The sequence below is a fragment of the Leptospira dzoumogneensis genome (assembly GCF_004770895.1).
GTDB lineage: Bacteria > Spirochaetota > Leptospiria > Leptospirales > Leptospiraceae > Leptospira_B > Leptospira_B dzoumogneensis.
This window is the reverse complement of sequence record NZ_RQHS01000023.1, coordinates 20,500-40,490: the sequence shown is the minus strand read 5'-3', so window position 1 is coordinate 40,490 and position 19,991 is coordinate 20,500. Positions and strand designations below refer to the sequence as shown.

The following is a 19,991-nucleotide window of genomic DNA, read 5'->3' as shown; positions in this document are numbered from 1 at the left end:
TTATTTTTTAGGCTCTATATCGGATCCTAAGAGCACGGTAGAGTCCAGTCCTAGATCCTTTCTTAATACATGATATACTTTTGTTTTTTCTAATATGGAGGAAATTTTATCCGCCACTGCTGTATTCCCGGAACGATCCAAGATGATCGTTTTTTTGATATCTTTGGTCCAGGCGTTGTCCACCGAAAGTACCTTGATCCTTTTGTCCGCTAATGTAGTTCTTACATCTTTTGCAAGACCGGCAACATCTGTTCCGTTCAATACTTCCGTTCTGGCATATTCTCCGTCAGTGAAAATTTCAGCAGATACATCTTTATGAAATTTTCGGATGGCGACGGAGGCTCTGGCAGGATCGGCAGTTAAGAATAAACGTCTTGTTTTTGGATCTAATGCAGGTTCTCCGGGAAGTTCGGTAATTCCGAATGCAAGTCTATGAGAAGTAGCGAATTTTAGAAGAGTGTAAAAATCCTCTTTGGATAGATCCGAATCTATCAGACTGAAAACCATCTCCGACCAAAATGAGTTCAGAAGTTCTTTGTTTTCGTATAAGGTTTCATAAATAGATAGGACTGCACTTTCTTGTCTGCTGATACGATCCAAATAGTCCAAGGTTTCCTTCTTATCCATATAAGAAACGTAATCGTACGCATCTTCTCCAGAATAAGAATACAAACCTGGTTCTCTTACATAAGAAGGAGAAATTCTATTCGTGCGGTTATCAGTGTATAAATTCACTCCGCCTAAGATATCTACTATCTTAATAAAGGAAGAAGCATTGATTTTTACCGTATAATTAGGCTTGGAACCTAGAATATCCTGGACCGCATCTTTTACCGCAGATGTTGCCTTGGATTTAATTTGTTCTAAACTATCTTCCGGATCTTCGAATGTAGTGATCGGATGAAAAAAGAATAAGCCGACTCTTTCTTGAGAAGGGAAGATAGTCGCTAAAAATCCGAATTCATATACATCGTCGTTACTTACAGCATGGAAAAGTATATGGATCGGTTTGCCTGAGCTGATCTTTTCGTCTAAGCCTGTTCTTCTGAAATTACGGAATAGAAAAAATAATAACGCCAAAAATAGAAAGCCTGCGGCGATCCATAATGGAATCAGATTAAAAGGTCGAATCGGTTTGTTAGGACTCAAATCAAAGCCTCGGATTCCATTCAGAAAGAAAAAATAACCCTGTCAATTGGATAATTTCCCCAAGGCGAAATGATACATGGAGATCGTTCTTATATGGATCTCTCTTTTATGATCCAAAAGGTCCTGCATGGTATGGACCGCCTTATTCAAAACGGCAGAGTATAAATTTTCCTTGGCCTTGTTTCTCCATTCAGAATATTCCTTTTGTCTTTCCGCAAACTCGGAACCCAAAAAGTCGGCGGCATATAATATATAATCTAACGGATTCAGGTTTTCTCCGCCGAGAGTATGGTGTTTTACCGCATCTAAAACGGATCTTGTTTTTAAACCGTATTCCGTTTCCAAATAATAAGCAGCGGATCTGGAATGCCAGGCTGCTTCCGGAAGTTTAGGGGATTCAGAGTCTCCCAGTTTGGCAAAAAGTTCCAAATGGAATTCTTTGGTTTTTTGTTTGGTGATATCGTGAACCACACCTGCTAAATAAGCTTCCTTGGTTTCATTCGGAGAATGGATTCTTGCGAGTTCTTCAGCGATCTCTGCCACACGAAGACTATGTTCCCAACGGGTCTTTGTGATCTCATTCGGGACAATATCGGTAAAATATTTTATCTGTTCTGGGGTAGTGTTCGGAAGCATCTGATTCAAGTGGGAGATTGCCGTTTAACAATAAGATCTATTCTTAAGTATGATATCCCACACTTCAGCCGACAATGCAATCGGTTTACTATTCTCCAAAATACATTTGGGAAGTTCTTCTCTTAAATCTATGGAAGCTGCTTCTATGATGCGATTTTGTAAAAATACGATCTTATTTCGGAATTTTTGCAGGTTCCTATTTTGGGGAATGGATTCTGAAAATCTTCTGAATACCAAAAGAGAATGTACCTTATCTAAAATATTCTCCCAATTTTTCCATTTATGGAATTCGGAATAATTGTCTTCTCCGATCAGAAGTACGAGCCCTGCATCCGGTTTCACTTTCAAAAGTTCTAAAATAGTTTCCTCAGTATAACTGGGAGTTTCTCTTTTGATCTCCCAGTCCCAAACTTTCGTATTCGGAAAATTTTGGAACTGAGCTTTAACAAGATCCAGGATCAATTGAGGAGGAGTTTTTTTATTCTGTTTCCAGGGAGAACTATGGTTCGGAACGATCAGAAGTTCTTTTGCATTCGGAAAATTTTGCCAAAAACTGGACGCAACTTCTGCATGGCCTAGATGAGGAGGATCAAAGCTCCCGCCAAAAACTCCGACCAGACCGGAAGAGTTCATTCAAAAAGAAGAAGGTCCCTTATCCTCGGACCTGTCCTTCTCCTTCCGCATATGTAGTGGTTGTTGTAAGATGTACAAGTCCCATCGGACCTCTTACATGCAGTTTCCCTGTTGAAATTCCAACTTCTGCTCCTAGTCCGAATTCTCCACCGTCATGAAAACGAGTGGAAATATTCACGAATATCGCAGCGGAGTCCAAGGAACGACTAAAAAAATTAGCAGCACTTACATCCTCAGTCACGATCGCTTCCGTATGACCGGAACTAGTTGCCTCAATGAATTCGATCGCTTCTTCTATCTTATCCACTGTTTTGACTGAAAATCTTAGATCTAAAAATTCTTCTAGATAATCTTCTTCCTTAACAGGTTGGCCTTGAGGAAAAATTTTTAATGATCTTGGATCTAAAAGAAGCTGTACACCTTTGGACGCGAGTCCTTCTAATAATTCTTTAGTATACGGATATTCGGAATGTATAATTAAATTTTCCGCGGCGTTACAAACTCCAGGCCTTTGTACCTTGGAATTAACTGCAATCGGTAAAACTTTTTTAGGATCCGCTGATCTATCTATATAAAGATTCACCACTCCCTTATCGTGTTTTACCACAGGAATAAGAGAATTTTCCGAAACAAAACGGATGAGACCTTCTCCGCCTCTTGGAACTACTATATCTATATAAGAAGTTTGTTTTAGGAAAGGGATCATATATTCTCTTTCCGTTCTATCAACGAAGGTGACTGCATTCGGGGGCAGACCTTTTTCTTTTAAACAATCTTGGAAAATTTTTGCAAGAATGGTGTTGGAGTGGATCGCTTCCGAGCCGCCTCTCAAAATACATGCGTTCCCTGATTTAAAAGATAAAGCTCCTACATCGATGGTAACATTCGGTCTGGATTCGTAGATCACCATGACCACACCTAAGGGAACTCTTTTTGTATTTAAACGAATTCCATTCGGAAGAGTGGTACCTCTTACGGTTTCTCCCACTGGATCCGGAAGAGCCTTAATTTCTAAAACTGCGTTAGCGAGTCCTTGGATCCTTTTTTCATCCAAGGTCAATCTATCCAAAAGTGCGGAAGATAATCCTTTTGATTTTCCTGCTTCCAGATCTTTAACATTCTCTTTTAAAATTTCGGATTTTCGAGAAACCAAAGCAGCTGCAAGTTTTTCCAAAACCTTATTCTTTTGGGAAGTATGGATGGATCGGATTTGTCTATAAGCATCTTTCGCGGATTTACAAAGTTCGTCCACGTAGATGGATTCTGCGGATCTTTGGATCATTCCTGGCCTCCGTTACGTTTGGCTCGGAGAATGGATTTAATTTCCTCCTCCGAAAAGTTTTTCTTCTTACCGTTAGAGACAACCAATGTCCCTAGTGTATTCGTTTCTATAAACTCACGCACGCAATTTTTAAGATTCCCGTCTATGATCCCGCAAGGAATTCCTGCCTCGCTGGAGATAGAAGCCGCCTTGAGTTTTGTATACATTCCTCCGGTTCCTGGGCCGCTTGGGCCTCCCGCTTGGGAAAGTTCGGATTTTCCTACTTCTTCCAAGAAAGGGATGAGTTTTCCATCTTTTAAAAAACCTTCCACACCTGTGAGAATGATCAGAAGATCCGCTTCTACGATTAGACTTACTATAGCGGAAAGAACGTCGTTATCTCCGAATTTTACTTCTTCCGTGGCGACCGAGTCGTTCTCGTTTACGATCGGTAGAATGCCCCAATCTAAAAGTTGTCCGAATGTATTTTTTAGATTTTTGAATCCTTCCGGATTCTCCATATCCAGAACACCGAAAAGTATCTGAGCGATCGGAAGATTTACCTTAGAAAAAAAACTATCGTATAAGTTCACTAAGCGGTTTTGGCCCATTGCAGCCAGAGCTTGCTTTTCCGGAAGAGATTCTCCTGCTTCTGCCGAGTTTGGAAGTGTGGATAAAAGTTTTCTTCCTCTTGCGATCGCTCCGGAGGAAACTAGGATCACTTGTTTTCCAAGATCTCTTAGGTAGCGTATGTCCGAAACCAGACTGAAAAGGAAATCATTCACTTCCTCTTCCGAGCCTGAAAGTCTTGCGGAACCTATCTTAATTACTATTTTATTGGATGTTTTAATTCTCTCGTTCAGATCATTTCGATTCATCTGAATTTTCCCGGTGTTCTTCTTCGTTAAAATGTAATTCTTCCAATTCTTTTTGGAAGAAGGTGGAATCCATTACGGAAAGTAATTCTTCTAAATTGATCTCTTTTTGGGCGGAGATCGGGATCACTCTTCCCAAAGAAGAAACTGACTTGAGTAATTCTTCCGTGAAACTCTGGTCTTCCCAGATATCTATTTTATTTAAAACGATCAAGTGGGGTCGGTTCAGAAGTTCCGGATTATAAGATCTCAATTCTGCCTGGAGCATTTTGAAATCTTCTATAATATCCAATGCAGCTGCATCAAAAACGTATAATATACCTTTTACTCTTTCTATATGTCTTAAAAAGGAAAGTCCGAGGCCAACACCTTTGCTCGCGCCTTCTATAATCCCGGGAATATCCGCCATAGTATAACGGTAGATATCTCCTTTTCTTTTAACCACACCTAGGTTGGGAGCAAGAGTAGTGAACGCATATCCTGCGATCTTAGGATGAGCTTCCGTAATTTTAGAAAGTAGGGTAGACTTTCCTGCATTAGGAAGTCCTACAATTCCGACATCTGCCAAAAGTTTTAGGCTGAGGCGTAGATGTTTATATTCTCCATCTTCTCCAGGTTGGGAAAATTTAGGAGTTTGGTGGGTAGAAGATTTGAAATGGGTGTTCCCTTTTCCTCCTCTCCCGCCTTTGACAACTTGGAATTCTCCGTCGTCCTTTACAAAATCGTAAAGTAGTTCTCCGCTTTCTTCGTCGAATACCTGCGTTCCAAGCGGGACAAAAAGGATTAGATCCTCTCCCTTTTTACCGGATCTTTCGTTGCCTTCTCCTGGAAATCCGTCCTGGGCCCTGAATCTTCTTTTAGTAAGATAACGATCTAAGGTAACCATGGAAAGGTTAGCGCGCATGATAATATTGCCGCCAATTCCTCCGTCACCACCATCAGGTCCCCCGAATTCCACATATTTCTCTCTTCTGAAATGCATGGATCCGGCTCCACCATGTCCGGCGGTAACTTCGATCAGTACTTCATCTAAAAACTTTTCCATGTGAACCTAAGGCCCTAAAATAAAAAAAGAAAGGCTCGAGGAAAAAATCCCCGGAAGGCCTTTCTTTTTCCACGCACTAAATCTGAGATCTAATGCTTATTTCGGGTAAACGGAAACTTGAACTTTAGTTTTGGAAACTTGTTCAAATTTAACGTGACCTTCGACCAGAGAGTAAAGTGTATGATCTTTACCTACACCAACGTTTTTTCCGGCGTTCAGTCTGGTTCCTCTTTGACGAACAAGAATATTGCCCGCTAAAACCAACTCTCCTCCGAAACGTTTTACACCAAGACGTTTGGATTGGGAATCGCGTCCGTTTTTGGATGAACCGCCACCTTTCTTATGTGCCATGTTTATTCTCCTATGAGTTCAATTTCCGAAGGATATTGTTCCTTCAAGTTGACCAATCCACTTTTCACGAGATCAAAACTCGTAAGAACAATCGGATCGGTCTTTTTTCCGGAGAGGATCTTGAAGTCCAAGAGTCCGTCTCCGATCACCGCTTCTTCTGCCAAACCTTCTTTGCTTAAATGTAAGTAAAGAGTTTGGATGAGTACTCCGACAGCGGCGCAGAGAAGATTTTGTCCTTTGGATCCGTGCATCTTAGAAGCGTGCCCGGAAGATTCCAAACCAAGGATCTCTTCTCCTTTTCGGAGTATCTTAATCCGGATCAAACTGCCGAAAGAGAAACTACCTTAACTTTTTGCAGTTGTTGTCTATGTCCCCAGGTTCTCTGAGAGTTCTTACGTTTTTTGTAAACGTATCCTCTCACTTTTTCTCCTTTTACATCTTCCAATACTTTCAGGGAGACTTTAGCGGATTTGAGTTCCGGAGATCCGATATGGACCTTATTATTTTCAGCGAATAGTAGAACCTTAGCATCGAAGGTATCACCGGCATTTTTACCGGTTTTTTCAGTCAGGAATTCAAGATCCTGAGTGACTTTGAATTGTCGGTTGCCGACAGAGATGATCGCGAACATGATTACTGGCCTAGTTTTCTCGAGTTTTGACCAGTTTTGACCGGTCCGAGCCGGTGTCAAGGGTTTTGGGGGGCTATTCTGCTGATCTTTCCGTCAAGAGGCCTTTCCGGAAAAGTGATTCCATTCTATTTTTTCGCGCGCAGTTTTTCTGATCTAGACCCGGTAAGTTTTAGGAGGTTGTCCTTGACCAACCGATATGCTTACTCCTATAATCGAAACATGTTCGCTCCTACTCTGGAAAATACTCCCCGTTATCATAAATTACGGGTGGACCTTGAATCCTATAAGAACCTCGAAGACGACGGTTTCCGTTATGATATGGTAGAAGGTGTTCTTTACGTGGCGCCTTCTCCTTTCTATAAACACAATTCCGTCCAGGGAGATTTTATTTTCTCTCTTCGGACCTTTCTTAAAAACGATCCATTAGTCAAAATTATATCCGATGTGGATGTTTTTTTCCCGGATGGAGGAGATGTTTTGCGGCCGGATATTTCCCTTCTTCTTCCGGATAATTCTGCGGACACTAGGAAATGGATCGAAGGTGTTCCGGATCTGATTGCCGAAGTTTTATCCTTTTCCACAAAAACCGCCGATCTAGGCCGAAAAGCAAACCGGTATTTGAAATTGGGCGTAAAGGAATATTGGGTGTTAGATCCTGATTCTTCCCGGGTGGAAATTTGGGAAAACAAAGGAGACAAATGGATATTGTACTCCGACGGGAAAAGCAGATTATTCCCAGGATTCCAGTTTGGGATAGATCCCTAAATTTTAGAACTGATACATTTTAGTTTTCTAAAATATCTCAAGAAGAGGTTCGAAGTATTTTTAACCCGAACAAATAGAATTCGGGTTTTAAATCTTGCTTAGATTGCCGGGAATCGGATCTAATAGTCTATACTATTATGAGATATCTTATCGCTAAGAAAAAAGATTTGGGAGACGGTTTTTTTGTAAGAAGGGTACTTCCACAGATCGAAGCCAGAAATGTGGGACCTTTTGTTTTTCTGGATCATATGGGTCCACTTCCCATCAAGACAGGAACCGAAATTGTAGTTCGTCCTCATCCTCATATAGGTCTTGCCACAGTCACTTATCTGTACGACGGAGTGATCACTCATAGAGATAGTATAGGAAAAGTAGAGGATATCCGCCCATTCGAAGTGAACTGGATGACTGCAGGTTCCGGAATTGTTCATAGCGAAAGATCTAAATTAGATCCTGAATTTCACATTTTAGAAGGTATCCAAACCTGGGTGGCATTGCCAAAAGAATTCGAAGAGACCTCTCCTGAATTTTTTCATCATGAAAGAGAAGAATTGCCAACAGTCAGCGGTGGAGGCTGGGAACTCAGATTGATCGCAGGTTCTTTTATGGGAGAAGTTTCCCCAGTTAAAGTATATTCTCCCTTATTCTATGCGGACCTGGAAGTTGAGGCCGGCGCAGAAGTAGAACTGCCTGTTCCCTCCGAACAAGAAGCAGGCATTTATGTTGCCAGAGGTAAGGCTGACGCAGAAGGAAAGATCATCTCCATAGGAGACATGGCAATCTATCCAAAAGGTGGGGCAGTAAAATTCAGAGCGGAAGAAACTTCTCGAATTGTTCTTCTAGGCGGGACCCCACTTTCTACTCCAAGGCATATGTATTGGAACTTTGTATCCAGCTCTCTGGAAAGAATAGAACAAGCAAAAGTGGATTGGAAAGAAGATCGATTTGCTCATGTGCCGGGGGAGACTGAAAGGATCCCGCTGCCTGAACATTAAGAATCTTAGGATCGTTTAAAACCGGTTATTAATAGCGATTTCGCGCGTTCTTTTTCATCTTATTGAAAAGAATTTCCTAAAATTCCACCTTGTCACCCTGGCCCTTACGTAAATTTTGGTCATAGCATGGAAATCCGCAATATCGCCATTATCGCACACGTTGACCACGGTAAAACAACCCTTCTAGACGGTATTTTACGCCAAACAGGCGCAGTTACTGCAAAAGAAGACGGTGAAAGAATCATGGATCATAACGATCTCGAAAAAGAAAAAGGGATCACGATCAAGGCCAAAAACACAGCAGTTGTTTATAAAGGCACACGTATCAACGTAGTAGATACACCAGGTCACGCGGACTTCGGAGGAGAGGTGGAGCGAGTTCTTTCCACAGCGGATTCCTGTCTTCTTCTTGTAGACGCATTCGACGGACCCATGCCTCAAACCAGATTCGTATTAGGTAAGTCCCTTCAATTAGGACATAGACCTATTTTAGTTATCAATAAAATAGATAGAGATGGAGCTCGTCCTGACGCTGTGGTCGATATGGTTTTCGACTTGTTCAGCGATTTAGGAGCTACAAACGAACAATTGGATTTCCCGATCGTTTATGCTTCTGCAAAACAAGGTTGGGCGGTCAGCCAATTAGAAGATGCTCCTGGAACCAATTTGGATCCACTTTTAGATACTGTACTTTCACATGTACCTCCTGTTAAAGCGAATATAGAAGCTCCTCTACAATTCCAAGTTACTTCTTTGGATTATAATGATTACGTAGGCCGTATCGCAATCGGTAAGATCTATAACGGTAAACTCCAAAAAGGAATGAGCGTAATCCAAGTTTCCCCTAAACCGAACGGCAGGGACGAAACCCAAGTTTTAAAGGTCACTAAACTTTATAACTTCGAAGGACTCAAAAGGAACGAGATCGATGAGGCAGAAGCTGGAGATATCGTTTCCATCGCAGGATTACCTGATGTATTTATCGGGGACACAGTTTGTGAGCCTGGTAAAGCGGCTCCAATGCCTGCTATCGAAGTAGAAGAGCCAACCGTATCCATGTATTTTATGGTAAACAATTCTCCTTTCGCGAGTAAGGAAGGTAAGTTCGTAACTACCAGAAATATCCGCGAACGTCTGGACAGAGAATTAGAAACAAACGTAGCAATGCGTTTGGAAGAAACGGAAGACAAAGACCGCTTCAAGGTTTTAGGCCGAGGAGAATTACATCTTTCCGTATTGATCGAAACAATGAGAAGAGAAGGTTTCGAACTACAAGTTTCCCGTCCTGAGGTAATCATCAAGAAGGGAGAAAACGGAGAAAAACTAGAGCCTTACGAGTATCTAGTAATGGATCTACCTGACCAATTCACCGGAAGTATTATTGCAGAATTAAACCGTAGAAAGGGAGAGCTTCAGTTAATGGATGCTCATCCGTCCGGAATGACCAGAGTGGAATTCGTAATTCCTACCAGAGGTATCATCGGATTCAGAGGTTACTTCGTAACTGAAACTAAGGGAGAAGGAGTGGCATCCAGCCGATTCCTAAGATTCGACACCTATAAGGGAGAAATTCCCGGAAGAAAGAACGGTGCACTTATCTCCATGGACTCAGGAGAAACCACAGGATATGCACTTTGGAAAATCCAGGAAAGGGGAGAATTACTCATCGATCCTCAAACTCCTGTATATCCGGGAATGATCATAGGTATCCACTCCAGAGATAATGACCTGGAAGTGAACCCGGTAAAAGAGAAAAAGCTTACTAACGTAAGATCTTCCGGAGCGGACGAGGCGATCAGATTAGTTCCTCCTCGTAAGTTCAGCTTAGAGCAGAATATCGAGTTCTTGGACGATGATGAACTTCTGGAAGTAACTCCTCAGAGTATGCGTCTTCGTAAAAGACATTTGGATGCAAACGCAAGAAAGCGCGCTGCCAAATAATTTCTTTCTAAAGGTTATTTAAAGAAGAAGGCTCGCTTTAAGCGGGCCTTTTTTGTGCGTCTCGCTAAACTGAGTTCTTATACTGAGTTTTGTATCGACCGCTACAGAGTTTTTGCTACACCAAATGGTATAAAACATATTATAATTTTAGAATATTCTTTTTATTTATTCTTAATCGAACGATCGATTTAAGATTATTTTTTCATCTACACTTATAATTCTCTTATTTTCTCAATTGACAATTTAACACTGTTCTATATTTCCCTTTGTGAACTTGAGTTCAGGAAAAGCTGGACAAAAGTTCAAATAGCAAACGTTCGAAATTAAAAAATTAATTCAACTGTTTGTTATATATAAAAAGAACTCCTTCCTAAAGAGGCAAAGCCCAGGGGAGTGAGATCCGTAGAGAGAATAGTTTAAAAGAAGAGGGTTAAGGAGAATGTTAAAAAGAGCAAAGTTAATGGTAGCTGGGGTTCTATTCCTAGCAGCGGGAGCAGTGAGCGCGTCTGGTGGAGGTTCTTCAAGTAAGCCTCTAGCTGGAGCTTATCCAATCGTATTGACTCATGGTATTTTCGGTTGGGGTAAATCTACTGGTATTGTTGATTATTGGGGCGGAAACGCAGCTTATCTTCAATCCCAAGGAGCCACTGTTCTTACTCCTACTGTAACTGCTACAAACTCTTCTGCAGCAAGAGCAGCTCAGTTAAAAACGGCAATCCAAACTGCGATGGCAGCAAATAACTACACCGGAAAAGTCCATATCCTTGGACATTCTCAAGGTGGATTGGACGCTCGTTATCTTGTTTCGAATCTTAGTTTTGCAAGTAAAGTAGCAACTCTCACCACAATCAACACTCCTCACAAGGGAAGCCCTGTTGCAAGCGTGATAGAAGCTGTAATCCCGAATTGGGCACTTCCTTATGTAGGAACCGTTGTAAATACTTTGGTAGGAGTTGTTTACGGACAATCCAGCCAAAACGCAGTTGCTGCGTTAAAACTTCTTACTGTAAGCGGAGCTACTGCTTTTAACGCAAGCGTTCCGAATGCTTCCGGAGTTAAGTATTTCTCTTACGGATCTTATATGATCGGTAATGATCTTATCCAACACCCTGCTATGGGACTTCTTGCGCCTATTTGTTCCATCGGAGCTCCTTTCTACGGACAAAGTATATGGAATGACGGTGTGGTTCCGGACGATTCTCAAAGATGGGGAACCTGGAAAGGTGGTCCTTCTTACGGAGTTCTTACCACTGGAGTGGATCACTTAGAAGCAACCAACGCATTATACCTGGGACAAACTTGGTATGATACTAACGGTTATTACCTAAAAATGGCTTCCAACGCAAAAAGTAATCAATAAGAAGCCGATTTCGATCTCGTAAAATAGGATGCGCCTCCGTTTGGAGGCGTTTTTTTTATCCCTAATATAGTAAGTATGCTTATTATATTGCTTGCATAATATGTGCGCTTATTATATAAGGATCCAGATGGTAAGTTCGCTTATTATATGGAGGAATAGGATGTGGAAGTATGAGTATAATACAACGGTAAAAGGAATAGATGCTAAATCACTTTGGGAAGCAAGATCGGATGTTTCCAATTGGTCCAAATGGGATTCCGATATAGAGTGGACCAAAATAGAAGGAGAAGTTTCCGTAGGTAAGGAATTCGTCCTGAAACCAAGGGGAGGATTCGCATGCAAGGTTCTGATCACTGAATCCGAGAAACCATTCGTATTCGGAGATGTGACTAGCCTTCCTGGAGCCAAAATGAAATTTATACATTTCTTTAAGCCAAACCAAGAAGGAACGGATATCAAGGTGGAGCTGAGTATTTCCGGGCCTTTGGGTTTTCTTTGGAAAAAGATTTTGGGAGAAGAGCAGGCAAAAGGAATGGAAGAAGAGATCCGCAGATTCTCCGAATTAGTCAGAGAGGAGATCTCCAAGTCTTAAATTCTAAAAGGATGGTAGAAGTGTCTAAGGACAAAATATTCAGATACGATAAATCCGACGATAGTCCTGGATTTTTGTTATGGCAGGTCACGAATCTTTGGCAAAGGGAGATCCGAAAAGTTTTAGAACCATTGGATCTTACCCATGCTCAGTTTGTTCTTTTAGCGGTTACACATTGGTTGGAACTCCATGAGGAAGAGACTACTCAGATCAAAATTGCGGACCGGGCTAAAACGGATCCTATGACTACTTCTACCGTACTTAGAACTCTTGAATCCAAAAAGTTAGTGAAACGTATCTCTCATGAGACCGATACCCGCGCAAAATTAGTGAAGACCACTCCGGAAGGTCAGAAGGTATTAAAACAAGCTGTCAAAGTTGTGGAAGATTTTGATGAGGATTTTTTTTCCATCCTGGGTGGAAAAAGAAAGGATATCGTTGGAGGACTACAAATACTTTCCCGGAAATCATCCGGAAAAGTATCATAATTTTCAAGGCCGGGTTTAAGGAAAAAAGCGGCTTTACTCTTTGCTCTTAAGTTTTTCCAATTCCCGGATCAATTCCTCTTTAGAAACATTCGGGTCTTGTTTTAATCTTCTGATCAATTCGTCAGTGCTCTCTTTTTGAGAGAATGTTTTAGTATCCACAACTCCGTCTAAAATTACGGAAGAGAAGTTTTGGATACTAGGAGCAGCGATCCCGGGCCTCATTTTATTCAATTCTACCACGGCTACATGTTCGAAAACTTCTTGTACCTGGCCTGGGAATTCAGAGATCTTGATTGGAGTTCCTGCGGCTACATTATCCGTAGTGGAAAATAGCGCGAAGAAGTTTTGTTTTCCTTCCGTTTGCGGGAATGCTTCCGCATCTAAAGGAAATAATATTACCCCTGCCGCTTCGTTATCGATGGTCTTTTTGAATTTTCCTAGATTGATGGAGATCCTGCCTAAGAGTGGATTTCCTATCCTTCTATAAACGTCTCCGTTAGAAAATACGATCGAGTTTTTGTCTTGAGCAAGTTCAGCGGATCTTCCGGTTCCTTCTCCTATTAATTTATTAAAATCTTTTACCTTCATAAATGGTCCGAAGGAACGGATTGCCCAGCTTTTAGGATCTTTCGTATTTTGTCCGTGATAGTTACGATGGAACTCTTTGCCATTTGTTTCGAAAAATAAAAGTTCTCTATCGCTAGTTAGTAATTTTCCGGATTTAACTTTTAACTCTTCTCTGTTTTCGCTCAGACTGAATTGGAGTCTGATCAATATTTGATGACTGAATTCCATCTCTCCTTTTGCGGTACGCCGGATCCAAAGAGTTTGTATTTTGATCTTTCCGTTTTCGAACCATTCTTTGGATCTTTCATTCACATAAAATCCTGCCAGTTCCGGGATCGCAGGAGTCGGCTTTCCTCTTAAACCGTCTCCGCAGTTTATGAGAATACCAAACAGGGTTAAGAGAATTACATTTATTTTGAAACGGTTTCGAAACATTTGAATTACGTTAGTTTTCTACTGAAAAGGGTAAAGAAAAAAAAGGAAATTCATATTATCTTGACAAAGTTGTCGTTTTCATAGATCAATGAGCGATAAAAACGATGGGTCCTGAGCCGACAGCTTTCCGATTTCAATATTTACTTTCTATAATTTTCTGTATCTTCTTAGTCTCTTGCTCATCTTCGGATGCACCGGTTGCTCAAAAAGGGATCTTAGATTTAACCCATTGGGATTATAGATCCAACCCTACATTCAATCTGCAGGGAGATTGGGCTTTTTTCCCGAATACATTTCAGGCGGATCCTAATTCGGAAAAGTCTCCGGAATTTCGTAAGATCCCCGGAGTTTGGCCCGGTTCCGGTTATGCGCTTCTTAAATTAAAAATACTTCTTCCGGAAAAGCATGGACGTTTAGCGATCTATTCCAAACACCAGGCGACTGCTTTTGAAATTTTGATCAACGGTGTTTCTGCGGGAAGTTCAGGAGAACCGGGAACTTCTTTTGAAACCAGCTCTCCCGACAATAGGCCGGTGTATTATGAATGGGACGAGTCCACAAAGGAAGTGGATATTAGTTTCAAAATTTCTAATTTTCATCATAGGTTGACCGGGCTTTGGTTTGATATCCGTTTCGGTGACGCGAGGGCTCTTTATAAAGAAACTCTAATACTTCGGGACTGGGACCTTTTTCTCTCCGGACTTTTTTTCATGTCCACAATTTACCATCTCGGTCTTTTCTTTCTGAGAAGGCAGGATCGTACTCCTCTGGTATTTGCATTATTCTGTTTTTGTTTATTTTTACGTTTATTCGTGACTGAGGAAAAACTGATCCAATTCTATTTCCCTTGGGCGGATTATCCTCTTTCCATGAATTTGGAATATCTGACCATGTATGCCGCCTTACCCTTAGGGCTTCATTTTCTCAGGCATTCCTTTCCTGCCTATTTTCCTCGAATATGGATGTTATTATTTTATCTGATCTCATTTACATTTTCTTTAAGTACATTATTTCCTTTTCCTATTCCTTCCAGGCCTGTTCCTTATTTTCAATTTGTCTTTTTAGGCGGTGTGGTATTTGCGATCGTAGTACTTTTTAGGGCGATCGTTCATAGAGAACAATATTCTCTTCCTATCGGATTTGCGATCTTTGCTTTGATTATTGCAGGGATTTTCGATATGCTTGCGGCAAGACAGATCATATTCGCTAGATTTATTATCCCGATCGGACTGTTTGTGGCGATTCTCACTCAGACATTCATTCTATCTTCCAGATATAGGGACCTATACAGAGAAAAGGAAAAACTTTCGGATCGTCTGCAGCGCTTGAACGAGACTTACAGTAGATTTGTTCCTATTTCTTTTTTGGAATTTTTAGGAAAAGGAAAGCTGGAGGATATGAGGCCGGGGGATCAGATCAAAAAAGAGATGACCATCCTATTTGCGGATATCAGATCTTTTACGGAAATTTCGGAGAGTCTGGATTCCAAGGAAAGTTTTGAATTATTAAATTCTTATATCTCAGAGATGGAACCTCTGATCCATTCCAATCATGGTTTTGTGGATAAGTATTTCGGAGATGCGATCATGGCCCTATTTCCGGAAAGTTCAGACGACGCGGTAAATGCAGCCATCTCCATGCAGAATCGCATTTTGGATTATAACCAGAGAAGAATGGCCCAAGGAAATCGTGCGATCGGAGTCGGGATAGGGATACACACAGGTTCTTTGATGATGGGTCTGGTCGGTTCGGGAGATCGTATGGAAAGTACAGTGATCTCCGATGCAGTCCATCTCGCTTCTAAATTGGAAGCTTTGAATAAATATTACGGTTCTAGTATATTGATCAGCGAAGATACTTATTCTAAACTAAAATCCCCGGAAAACTTTTTACTTCGTAAATTGGATAAACTTAAGTTTAGAGGAAAAGAAGCACATAGAGCGATCTATGAACTGGGAGATCATTTAAGCAAAACAGAAAAAGAAGCATTCCTAAGATCCAAAAGTAATTTTGAAAGGGGAGTGGAGCTGTTTTATTACGGAAAATATTTGGATTCAGGAGAATCTTTCAGAGAGGCTTTGAGAGTTTACTCCGGAGACAGGGCCGCGAACTTATACTTAAAACGTTGCACGGAACAAATTTATTCTTCGACTGTAAAAGTGCAGCCCGGTCCGGATCTAGCTTAAATTTTTAGATCATTCTCCATTTAAGAATAAGGTCTCTTCTGCATCGTCTTGAGGATCTTCGGAAGCGGAATCCAATGACTTACGGACTTTGGCCCCAAGTTTACGAATATTCTCCGCTCTCCCTAATAGATTTCCTCTTCCGGACTTTAATTTTCCGAGCACTGCATCATAATTGTCTTTGGACTTATCGATTGATTTTCCTAGAACTTCTAATGCTGTTACGATCTCTACGATCTTATCGTACATCTTACCGGATTCTTCCGCGATCTGTTCCGAGTTCTTGTTTTGTTTTTCTTTTCTCCAAAGATTTGCCACCATCTTTAAGGAGACCATTAAGGTAGAAGGAGTTACGATCAGAATATTTTTAGCATAAGCATCTTCTAAAAATTTCGGATCCGTACGAACAGCTTCATAATAAGAAGGTTCCACCGGAAGGAACATCAACACGAAGTCCAGAGATTCTATCCCGTACAGAGACTGGTAATTTTTCTTATATAATCCGGAGACATGTTCGTATAAACTTTTAAGATGTCTTTGCAGCGCTGCCTTTTTGATATCTTCAGATTCTGCGGAAGCATATTCCACATAAGCAGTTAAGGAAACTTTTGAGTCTATTACGATCGATTTTCCGGAAGGAAGTTTGACTACTATATCCGGTCTTAATCTTCCATCTTCCGTTTGTACGGATTCCTGAGCGGTATATTCTCTTCCTTTGACTAGACCGCTATTTTGAAGGATATTTTCTAAGATACCTTCTCCCCAGTCCCCTTGGGTTTTAGAGTTACCTTTCAGCGCGGAGGCCAGACTTTTGGCGTCTTCAGAAAGTGTTTTATTCATTTCTAATAGATTATTGATCTGAGCCTTTAAGTTTGCGGTATCATCCTTATGCTCTTTATGGGAAAGTTCTACTTTAACTCCGAATTTTTCTATTTCTTCCTTAAAAGGACGAAGAAGATCATTCATCTTTTCGTGGGTTTGCTGGTTGAATTTTTGGGAATTGTCTAATAGTGCCTGATTGGCCGCATGTTTGAATTTTTCGTCCAGCTTGGACATGAGTTCTTCGAATTCTTTTTTCTGGTTCTCCAGTCTTTCTTTCAAAAGATCGGATTCCTTTTTCATGGCTTGGTAATAGCCGATCGCTTTTTCCGTTTTTTCGGAATTCTCTTTGAACTCTTTTTCTAACTGAAGGATCCTTTCCTTGGATCTTTGTTCGGAGGTGAGAAGTCCCGCTCTTTCTAATTTTAACTTTTCATGCTCACTCGGATTGATCCCAGACTCTTTGGAATAAAGAGCTTTGGCTAAGAAGAATGCCAGACCAAAACCTATGAGAAGACCGGTGAGTAATACGATTGCAAATTCCATTTTGACTCCTTTTTGGAATTCGGTACAATTCAGGATACCTATTTCCAGGATAGAATTTCCATTTTATGGGGACCCCGGACAAATCTAGGGTCCTTTGTGAAAATTTAGAAAATTAGCGTTTTCCTTTTTTGCGAGAAGGGCCGCCGGAACCGGAGCCTGACCCTTTTTTACCGCCGCCGCTGCTAGCTCCACCGCGATGGAATCGATTGGAGTTTCGGTTTTTATCTTTGTGATCCCGTTTTCCTTTCTGATTTGATTTTCCACCAAAACGTCTGTCTCGATCATTGCGGGAAGAACCTTCTTTTTCTCGGAAACTTCTTTGGTCTTGGTCGAAACGTACATCAGAGTCGAATTTTTCGGACTTTTCCGCGAGAGCCAATTTGAACAGTGCGGCCGCTAGACGTTCTGCAGGAATTCCTTCAGAAGTAAGTTTTTTTACAAGTTTGGAATACTCGGAAACGTCTCCTTCTTCCGAAACTTCTTTTACTATATGAGAATATTCTAAAAATTTCTTTTCAGTGAGTTCTGCAATATCGGGAACTTTTCCTAGTTCCATCTCGAATTCATGGTCTTCTTTGATCTTGCGTAATGTTCTGAATTCTTTATTGGAAACAAAACTGAGTGCGAGTCCTTTTCTTCCGGCCCTTCCCGTTCTGCCAATACGGTGAACATAGTCTTCAGAATCTCTTGGAATATCGTAATTGACTACCGCTTCTACATCGCTTACGTCGATCCCTCTTCCTGCTACGTCCGTTGCTACAAGAACGCTTACCAATCCCGAACGGAACCCGGACATTACCTTATTCCTTTGGTTTTGGGAAAGATCTCCATGTAGTCCCTCGGAGAATACTCCTTTGGATTTCAGGAATTCCACAAGTTCGTCCACTCTGACTTTTGTATTACAAAATACTAATGAAGCCTTTGGAGTATGGTATTCTAAAAGACGTATCAATGCCTCTGACTTGAGGCCTTCTCTCATTTCGAAGTAGATCTGTTTGATCTTAGGCCTGTCCGCTTTTCCGCCTGTGACGTCTACGATCTTAGGGGAATTTTGGAACTTTTTAGTGATCCCCATCACCTTTGCGGAAAGAGTTGCCGAGAATAGAATGGTTTGTCTTTCTTCCGGAACTTTTGCAAGGATGATCTCCATGTCCTCTAAAAATCCCATGTCCAACATTTCGTCAGCTTCGTCCAGGATCACCATTTTGATCTCTCTCAGATCCAGGGTCTTGCGGTCCATATGATCCATGGTCCTTCCCGGGGTTCCTACGATCACTTGCGGTTTTCTTTTTAATGCCTTGAATTGTTTGGTGATATCGTCTCCACCATAGATTGCAGCTACTTGAAAATCTTCTTTATATTTTCCTAATTTTCTATACTCTTCCGCAACTTGGACCACCAATTCTCTGGTAGGGCAGAGTACTAATACTTGGGGAGACTGTTCTCCTTCTTCCAATATTTCTAAACTTGGAATTGCAAATGCCGCTGTTTTACCTGTTCCAGTACGGGAATGACCGATTACGTCTTTTCCGGAAAGAATAAGAGGGATCGCTTCGGATTGAATGGAAGAAGGTTCCGTAAATCCAAGATCGGATACTGCGTTTAAGACGTCCTCGGATAGTCCGAGTTCATGGAATGTTTTTTTGGGTTTCAAAGATTGCTCCTAGGATATTCCCGTGTAAGTTTTCACGGTATCCCCACGATTGTGCCTGTCTGGCTAAGAGCTTGGATCTTTATAGAATGGTCCTATTTAAACATAAAGGAAAGATTTAGGCTCAGGTATCGTTTCTTCCATGAATTCAAAGCCACTTATGCGGCATAGCATTAAAGGTCTTTTATTCCTTACCTGCCTTCATATATTTCGACTTTAACTTGGTCGGAAACTTTTCAATCGCATATCTAAGCATGGTCCTGGGCATCTTATGAGCATGTTTATCCAAAAAGTCGGTCTCCGGTTTGAGACTTCTATTACCGACTTCTCTTAGCATCCAACCGACTGCCTTATGGATTAGATCTTCTGTATCTTTTAATAATAGTTCCGAGATCTTTAAGGTATCTTTAAAGTCTCCTTTGCGAATAAAAGCATAGGTGGAGATGATGGAAACCCTTCTTTCCCACATATTATTGGATTTAACTAGCTTGTATAAGATGTCCCTTTTCTTATTTAAAAGATAATCTCCGATCAATTCTCTGGAACTTAGATCCACGATGTCCCAATTGTTCACGTATTTTAAGTTTTTTAAATAGAACAGATGAAGTTCCTTCCTACCTTCTTCCTGAGTTTTTTGGAACTTCTCACATAATATAAAAAATCCTAAAAGTCTTTCCTCGTGATACTTGGATTTTACGATCTTTTGTAGTTCGGATAACGGAAGGCCCTTGTATGATTTGGAAATTTTTCGTAGAGGTGGGACCTTTATTCCTAGGAATAGATCACCTTCTCCGTATTGCCCCTTTCCTGTTTTGAAAAATCGAGAGAGTATTTCCACCGCTTTGGGGTCGGCGAGTTTTCGGGTTTCTTGGATCACGTCTTCCGCCTTGGAATCTTCTCCTCCTAATAATTTCTTTTGAGCGGCTGTTTTGGATTTGGGCATGGGACAAAATCTATTTTTGGCAGAAGGGAAGGGCAAGCATTATAGAAGGACAAATGTCATGTTCTAAATTTAGGTTTTTGGGCTTGCCAGTTAGGAGGTCCAACAAATCCTAATTTTTAGGAATA

At 41.1% G+C, this 19,991-nt stretch carries 20 protein-coding genes; 7 read left to right on the top strand and 13 right to left on the bottom strand.

The window, feature by feature from the left end:
* From EHR06_RS17960 to rplU, 9 genes are all read right to left on the bottom strand, one after another.
* Complete coding sequence (locus tag EHR06_RS17960) at positions 1–1,149, bottom strand: LCP family protein (RefSeq protein WP_135758279.1); 1,149 nt, start codon at positions 1,147–1,149, stop codon at positions 1–3.
* 42 nt (positions 1,150–1,191) lie between these two features.
* Entirely contained in the window at positions 1,192–1,785 is a 594-nt protein-coding gene (yqeK, locus tag EHR06_RS17955; protein ID WP_135758287.1) for a bis(5'-nucleosyl)-tetraphosphatase (symmetrical) YqeK, read from the bottom strand.
* Positions 1,786–1,809: 24 nt separating this feature from the next.
* A complete protein-coding gene (locus EHR06_RS17950) occupies positions 1,810–2,418 on the bottom strand; it encodes a nicotinate-nicotinamide nucleotide adenylyltransferase (protein WP_135758278.1) in 609 nt (202 codons plus the stop codon).
* A gap of 19 nt (positions 2,419–2,437) precedes the next feature.
* Entirely contained in the window at positions 2,438–3,700 is a 1,263-nt protein-coding gene (locus EHR06_RS17945) for a glutamate-5-semialdehyde dehydrogenase (RefSeq protein ID WP_135758277.1), read from the bottom strand.
* Entirely contained in the window at positions 3,697–4,557 is an 861-nt protein-coding gene (gene proB / locus EHR06_RS17940) for a glutamate 5-kinase (RefSeq protein ID WP_135758276.1), read from the bottom strand. Before proB ends, EHR06_RS17945 begins: the two co-directional genes overlap by 4 nt.
* Positions 4,544–5,599, bottom strand: a complete 1,056-nt coding sequence (obgE, locus tag EHR06_RS17935) for a GTPase ObgE (protein WP_135758275.1) — start codon at positions 5,597–5,599, stop codon at positions 4,544–4,546. Before obgE ends, proB begins: the two co-directional genes overlap by 14 nt.
* 96 nt (positions 5,600–5,695) lie before the next feature.
* Positions 5,696–5,950, bottom strand: coding sequence for a 50S ribosomal protein L27 (gene rpmA, locus EHR06_RS17930; protein ID WP_020771288.1), 255 nt, complete (start codon positions 5,948–5,950; stop codon positions 5,696–5,698).
* Positions 5,951–5,952: 2 nt separating this feature from the next.
* Positions 5,953–6,273 (bottom strand): ribosomal-processing cysteine protease Prp, encoded by a 321-nt coding sequence (locus tag EHR06_RS17925; RefSeq protein ID WP_135758274.1) that lies wholly within the window; start codon positions 6,271–6,273, stop codon positions 5,953–5,955.
* On the bottom strand, positions 6,270–6,581 hold the full coding sequence (gene rplU / locus EHR06_RS17920) for a 50S ribosomal protein L21 (RefSeq protein ID WP_008593635.1): 312 nt from the start codon (positions 6,579–6,581) through the stop codon (positions 6,270–6,272). The genes EHR06_RS17925 and rplU overlap by 4 nt, the downstream gene beginning before the upstream one ends.
* 183 nt (positions 6,582–6,764) lie before the next feature.
* On the opposite strand from rplU, the gene EHR06_RS17915 reads away from it, so the two are divergent.
* The 6 genes from EHR06_RS17915 (at position 6,765) to EHR06_RS17890 (ending at position 12,722) form a co-directional block, all read left to right on the top strand.
* Complete coding sequence (locus EHR06_RS17915) at positions 6,765–7,346, top strand: Uma2 family endonuclease (protein ID WP_135758273.1); 582 nt, start codon at positions 6,765–6,767, stop codon at positions 7,344–7,346.
* Between the two features lie 137 nt (positions 7,347–7,483).
* On the top strand, positions 7,484–8,341 hold the full coding sequence (locus tag EHR06_RS17910) for a pirin family protein (protein ID WP_135758272.1): 858 nt from the start codon (positions 7,484–7,486) through the stop codon (positions 8,339–8,341).
* A gap of 126 nt (positions 8,342–8,467) precedes the next feature.
* On the top strand, positions 8,468–10,282 hold the full coding sequence (typA, locus tag EHR06_RS17905) for a translational GTPase TypA (protein WP_135758271.1): 1,815 nt from the start codon (positions 8,468–8,470) through the stop codon (positions 10,280–10,282).
* 439 nt (positions 10,283–10,721) lie between these two features.
* On the top strand, positions 10,722–11,642 hold the full coding sequence (locus EHR06_RS17900; protein WP_135758270.1) for an esterase/lipase family protein: 921 nt from the start codon (positions 10,722–10,724) through the stop codon (positions 11,640–11,642).
* Between the two features lie 160 nt (positions 11,643–11,802).
* On the top strand, positions 11,803–12,234 hold the full coding sequence (locus tag EHR06_RS17895; RefSeq protein WP_135758269.1) for an SRPBCC family protein: 432 nt from the start codon (positions 11,803–11,805) through the stop codon (positions 12,232–12,234).
* 11 nt (positions 12,235–12,245) lie between these two features.
* Complete coding sequence (locus EHR06_RS17890; RefSeq protein WP_208757824.1) at positions 12,246–12,722, top strand: MarR family winged helix-turn-helix transcriptional regulator; 477 nt, start codon at positions 12,246–12,248, stop codon at positions 12,720–12,722.
* A gap of 33 nt (positions 12,723–12,755) precedes the next feature.
* Here the strand turns inward: EHR06_RS17890 and EHR06_RS17885 are convergent, their stop codons facing one another.
* Positions 12,756–13,724: an LIC12353 family lipoprotein gene (locus EHR06_RS17885; protein WP_135758267.1), complete on the bottom strand. Its 969-nt coding sequence runs from the start codon at positions 13,722–13,724 to the stop codon at positions 12,756–12,758.
* Between the two features lie 104 nt (positions 13,725–13,828).
* On the opposite strand from EHR06_RS17885, the gene EHR06_RS17880 reads away from it, so the two are divergent.
* A complete protein-coding gene (locus EHR06_RS17880) occupies positions 13,829–15,910 on the top strand; it encodes an adenylate/guanylate cyclase domain-containing protein (protein WP_135758266.1) in 2,082 nt (693 codons plus the stop codon).
* 9 nt (positions 15,911–15,919) lie between these two features.
* Here EHR06_RS17880 and EHR06_RS17875 read toward each other — a convergent pair whose 3' ends face one another.
* From EHR06_RS17875 to EHR06_RS17865, 3 genes are all read right to left on the bottom strand, one after another.
* On the bottom strand, positions 15,920–17,272 hold the full coding sequence (locus tag EHR06_RS17875; RefSeq protein ID WP_135758265.1) for a DNA recombination protein RmuC: 1,353 nt from the start codon (positions 17,270–17,272) through the stop codon (positions 15,920–15,922).
* Between the two features lie 112 nt (positions 17,273–17,384).
* Positions 17,385–18,926: a DEAD/DEAH box helicase gene (locus tag EHR06_RS17870; protein WP_135758264.1), complete on the bottom strand. Its 1,542-nt coding sequence runs from the start codon at positions 18,924–18,926 to the stop codon at positions 17,385–17,387.
* 181 nt (positions 18,927–19,107) lie between these two features.
* Entirely contained in the window at positions 19,108–19,866 is a 759-nt protein-coding gene (locus EHR06_RS17865; RefSeq protein WP_135758263.1) for a DNA alkylation repair protein, read from the bottom strand.
* Between the last annotated feature and the right edge of the window lie 125 nt (positions 19,867–19,991).